Annotated in this window: 1 pseudogene; it reads left to right on the top strand. The window is 73.1% G+C overall.

Annotated elements, in window-relative coordinates:
* Nucleotides 1-5761 (top strand): annotated as a pseudogene (locus tag AA75_RS49520) (hypothetical protein); the annotation flags it as partial.

The following is a 5761-nucleotide window of genomic DNA, read 5'->3' as shown; positions in this document are numbered from 1 at the left end:
AACAGCCCGCCGCCCAGCAGCCCCCCTCCCACCCCACCGCCGAAGCCGCCACCACCACACCCACCAACCACCATCAGTCGTCCGACGACCCGCCGGCTCCCGAGCAGGCGGCCGCCCAGCCCCAATCCGCTCCGGCACCACCGGCACGCCCCGCTCCGGCCCCACCGGCCCCCGCCGTCGATCCGCGGCACCGCACCTCCTTCGCCGGACTCAAGATCACCGCCGATCCCGGCCCGGGAGCCGTTCGGGGCCAGATCGAGGACATCCTCGGCGGCCACCGCACGGACACGACGGTCGTCCAGGGGCTCGACTCCCAGCTCACGCCCGGCAACTTCCGCGAGAACCACCCGCAGATGGTCGACGGCGGCTGGCGTTTCCCGGTCAGGGTCGACGGACGCTGGCACGAGGTCGTGGTCACCGCCAAGCCGAGCGACTGGCTGCCGGCCGACCACGTACCCACCAAGGACCAGGCCGAGAAGGAGGGCAAGACCGACATCGAGGCGGCCGCCAAGTCCAGCTTCCAGCCGGAACCCCGCAAGACCCAGGCCGCGCACTCCGAGTCCGGTGTCAATGTCGCGCCGTCCGTGACGCGTCCGGTCAACGATCATCTGCTCCTGACCGGTTCGGCCTCGCTGACCTTCGGCGGGGCGAACCACGAGACGGAGACCACCGTCACGTCCACGGCGGAGACGTCCAACAAGCTGACGCTGACCGGACCGACCGCCCCGCACGTCAACCAGCTCGATTACCACGTCACCGTCCTGGACCACCAGGGCAGGCTGCTGGGCGACCGCGGGCCGATCGTGGACTCGGTGACCGCCGAGATCCCCCTCCGCGGGATGCCCGAAGGAAGCGAGGCCCAGGCCTGGAACGGCTGGGACCGGCCGCCGCCGGGCGACGCGGAGCACCCCGCCCCCGCGCCGGGCCGGCATCCCGAGGGGCAGCCGCTCACCGTCACCGGGCTCGGCGACGCCCGGGAGGCCGTGTTCACCGCCTTCCCGGCGGAGCGTCGCCCGGACGCCCCCGCGCACCAGCCGATCAACGACTTCTTCACCTCGGCCAACGTCGTCAACGAGTTCGAGCACGCGGCGAGTTGGGGCATGACCTCGCCCCCGGTGCGGTTCTCCGACGGCAGTACGGGCCACCTGCACCTCACGCTGGAACCGCACGGCTCCACCGTGCTGGACACCGTCGACCACAAGAGCGAACTGGGCTCGAACACCTCGACCGAGCACAAAGGGAGCCAGGTGACCAAGGCTTCCCGGAGCGCCGGGCTCAGCGGTGGTCCCACCGGGCAGGTCTGGAAGTCCAGTCGGCCGGGTGACCGCGAGTCGAAGTGGCTGGGCGGCTCCGCGGGCTACTCCTACACCTCGAACCACGACCACGAGGACAAGAGCAGCCACACCGTGAAGGTGGCGGACAGCCAGGAGCACGAGGGCAAGGCCGACCTCGTCGGCACGGACGTGCGCTTCAACGTCAGCGTGACCAAGCAGCACCTGTCGCCGCACGGTGGCGGCCTGTACGTGACGGAGCGCCACGTGGTCGACGTCCCGGCCGGACCGGGCGCGGCGCCCGCCGAGCACCACGGCGGCGACGCCGTGATCGACGTCGACGCACCCGTCAAGCACCGGGCCCTCCGCGTGGTACCGCACCCCCCGACCAGGGAGACCCCCGCCGGTGCCTCCCACACCCCCACCGCCACCCCCGGCGGCACCCCTGCCAACGCCCCCGGCCACTCCGCTGCGGACAGCGGCCCGTCCGGATCCAACACCGACCACGCCGTCGCCCCGGCGGACCCGCCCGCCGCGCCGGCCGGGGCGGCGCACCCGGTTCCTCCGGACACCGCCGGGCTGCGCGACCCGCTGAACGGCGGGCGCACCACGTTCGTCAAGGTGCCCGGTTCGGCGGAGCTGGCGCAGCACATCGTCGCCCGGCTGCACGAGACGGCACCGGGGCTGCTCCCGCCACCGACCGGCGCCGCGGGCGCGAGTGGGAGTGGCGGCGGGGGCCACGCCCGGGTCACCCCGAAGGCGATCGAGAACCTGGCCGATCTGCACCGGCAGATCACCCCGTCCGCGCTCGCCCGCGGCGGTCCCGACCTCCTGGACGGCAGGTTCCGGATCACCCTGGACAGCTCGCACCTGCCGGGGTTCGGCGGGAGCACGCACGAGATCCTGATCAAGGCCGACCCGGGCCCGGGCGAGCACCAGGGCTCGCAGAGCGTCACCACGAAGAACAGCGTCAGCCGCACCGCCGGCGGCGACCTGGCGGTCACCGGCGGCGGCAAGCACACGGTCTCCGGCAACCTCAGCCTCCGGACCTCGCTCAACGATCCGGACACCACCCGGGCCTTCGTCAACGGGAACCTCGAAGGCTCCTCCAGCACCAGCCACCAGACCACCACGGCCGCGTCCACCGAGACCAAGCACGAGTTCAGCATCGAGTCGACGGCCGACCGCTTCGGCTATCCGGTCACCTACCACGTGATGACCGGTCGCGAGGAACCCGGCCACCCCACCACGGTGCTGGACACCGGAGCGGGGTCCCCGCACGCCGCGCAGACCCGGCAGGTCGCCGCGGGCGGGCAGCTGGTCGTGGAACAGCACCCGGCCGCGCCGCCGTCCGACGACCCGCCGCCGGCGCACCCGGTGATCGACCACCTGCCGCAGGCGACCTTCGTCCGGGACGTCGACAACGAACAGGCCTTCCGCGCGAGCGCCGAGAAGGCGCTGCGCAGCGCGTTCGACCAGGGACCGCTGCGGCGCGGCCCCTCCGACCTGACCGACGTGCTGGACGCGCTCGGCGGGCCTGGGCAACTGCGCGGCTCCGTCACCGCCTCGCACAACGGCTGGGCGAACTCCGGTGACGAGCACGTGGGTGGTGGGCTCAACCAGGGGACCGCGGGGCTGTCCACCCGGACCCGGCTGGGCGACTTCGAGTACCAGGAGACCCTCTCCGGAGAGGGCAAGCTCACCATCGAGAGCACCTCCAAGACCTCCACGGGCGTGGAGGACAAGTGGAGCCGGGCCGGAAAGGGCGGGGTCGGGCCGGACTTCGGCAGGTTCCCCGAGGCGCCGACGGGCATCCACGAATCCAACTACCAGCTCCGTGGCGGCTTCAAGCTGAAGGGTGGCTCCACGGTCAGTGGTGGCGACGCGGTCAAGCACGAGATGTCGACCACCCGCACGATGGCCACCCCCAAGGGCACCTGGCACGTCTACCGGGCCAACGCCGAGGTCACGACCGTCGGACGGGTCACCGACAACAAGGGGAACACCCGCTACGGCGCCCCGGAGCGCAGCGACCACACCGTGCACGTCCTGCTCTCCGATGCCGACGTCCGCGCGCTGGGCGGCGGCGCGGAGGCGCCGGGTCCTTCCGACCCGCGGACCGCGCCGCTGCTCGACCGGGGCATCAGCGGCGGCGCGTTCACGCACGTGCCGAGCAGCGACGAGATCCTCGAGGAGATCGACCGGCAGGTGAACGGCCCACGCCCGGAGGGAGCCGTGCCGACGGCGGCGCTTCCCTTCGCCGACGTCTACTCCCCGCACAACCTGGACGCGAACTTCGACGAGTTGATGACCAGAGGCATCCTCTCCCAGCACGTGGACGAGAACCGCTTCGGCCGGGTGACCACCACGGTGCTGGTCCGTGGGGTGTCGGGGGCCGGTTGGCACGACGATCACCAGCAGTCGGAGAACGAGATCAGCCGGAAGGTGACGGTCTCGCAGACCGTCACCGGCAGCGCCGGCGGCGCGGGCTCCCTGGGCGCGGAGGGCAACGTACGTGCCTCGGTCCGCCCGCCGGCGGCTGTCCGGCACCTCAACAACGCGAGCTACAACCCGGGCGCGGGCGCCGAAGGCTCCCTCACCACCAGCGCCAAGTCGGGGATCACCACCGAGGTCGGCCACAAGACCTCCGGGTTCGGCAGCAACCACAAGTTCTCCAACGACGTGGGCTTCGACGTGTCGGTCAGCCGGCGGAACGACCAGGGGCGGTTCGTGAACCTGCACGCTCCCGCGCCGGTCAACCCGCCGTGGCGGACCCAGGCCTGGGTGCCCGAGCCGCTCACCGAGCGGCCCGCGGCGCAGCACGATCCGGCCGCCGTCCAGCCGCCGCCCGGCCGGCCCCCGCAGGTGGCACAGCCGCCCGCCGGCTCCGCGGGCGCGGCACAGCCGCCGGCCCAACCGCCGCACGCGGCACAGCCGCAGGCACCACATCCGGCCGGCGGCGCGGCCGGGGCCCCTGCCGGTGGCGGGATCGCACTCGGGCCGGTCGGACCGCACGGGGCCGACGTCAGTGCCTGGCGCAAGCAGTTGGCCGCCGGGCACGACATGGCCGGCTTCGACAACTCCGGCCAGCTGATCGACAACGCCATCCGTACCCTCACCACGCCCCGTCCGTGGGGCGACGGCGTCGTCGGCCGGACAGGGGCGGCACTCGCCACGGGTGCCGGGGCGGTCGGCTCGGCGGTGAGCACGGCGGCGCACGCGGTGACCCCGAAGGCCGCGATCGACATGGCCAACCGGGTCGTCGGATCGTTCATCAGCGACCCGCGGCTGCCCGAGGGCAACGTGCTGAAGCACGAACAGCAGCAGCACCTGCCGCCGGACGTGCAGCAGGGGCTGCGCCAGGTGTTCTCCCCGCAGTCCACACCGGCGATCTTCCATGAACTCAACAACCACGGATCCGCGTACCGGACCGTCCCGCTCGGCGAGGACGGTCGGACCGGCCTGCTGGTCACGATGGAACCGACCGGTCCGGCCCAGGAGTTCAACACCCGCGAGAACGGGAAGGACGAGCTGACCAGCAGCGCGAAGGACGCGTCCAGCACCGCCGCGACCAAGGGGTACACCTGGAGTGCCAACCCGGCCGATTTCTCCGTGCTGACCAACGACCCGCTGGTGAACGTTCCGATCAGCCTCGTCAACCTGGCCGGGCAGGGCACCGGGGACCGCACCGTCCCGGTGACGCACGCACCCGGTGTGCCCAGCCGCGCGCTGCCGCTGCCCGGCATTCCGCACGGCAAGGATCCGACCGAGGCGGGCAAGGCGGAGCTCAAGGGCCCGCAGTCGCTGATGCGCCAACCGGTCAGGATCACCACGCAGAAGACGGACCACAACGGCCCGTACGGTGAGGCCGTCCCGACCGACGGCAACCTGTACTACTGGTCCCAGAAGCCCCCGGCCGACACGGACGCCCCGGCCGCGCCCACGCCCGCCGCCGGTCCGTCCGTCCCCGCCGCCACCGCTCCGGCCGGAGCACCGGTGAACGCGCCGGTGAACACCGCTCCCGGCGGCAGCGGTTCGGATCGCCCCGCCACCCCGCCGAGTGCGCCGGCGACCGCGCCGCAGAACCAGCCGGCACCCGCCGAGGGAACGGGCGGACCGGTAACCGTCCCGCCCTCCACCGGGGGATCGAGCGGCACCCCGGCCGTCCAAGGACCGCCGGCCGTCGCCGCCCCGCCGTCCGGCACCGGTTCAAGGCCCGCCATCACCGTCGACACCTCCCTCGAATCCTCCCCGCATCCCGGCCCGGCGCCGACGGTTCCCGCCGCCCGGCGCCCGACGTCCGATGCCGCCTCCGAAGTGTCCAGCCTGCACGGATCGGTGTTGTCGGACCTCGCCGGACTGTCCCCGGTCTCCCCGGTCTCCCCGGCTGCTTCCCACCACTCCACCCCCGGCAGCTCCGTCCTGGACGACCTCGCGGCACCCCCAGCTCCTCCCGTCTCCCCCGTCCCTTCCGAGCCCCCCGCGCCCCC

Origin of the sequence: Kitasatospora sp. MBT63 (genome assembly GCF_000710465.2) — a bacterium.
Lineage (GTDB): Bacteria > Actinomycetota > Actinomycetes > Streptomycetales > Streptomycetaceae > Kitasatospora.
Note: the sequence above shows the minus strand (reverse complement) of the source record. Positions and strands in the feature narration are given on the sequence as shown.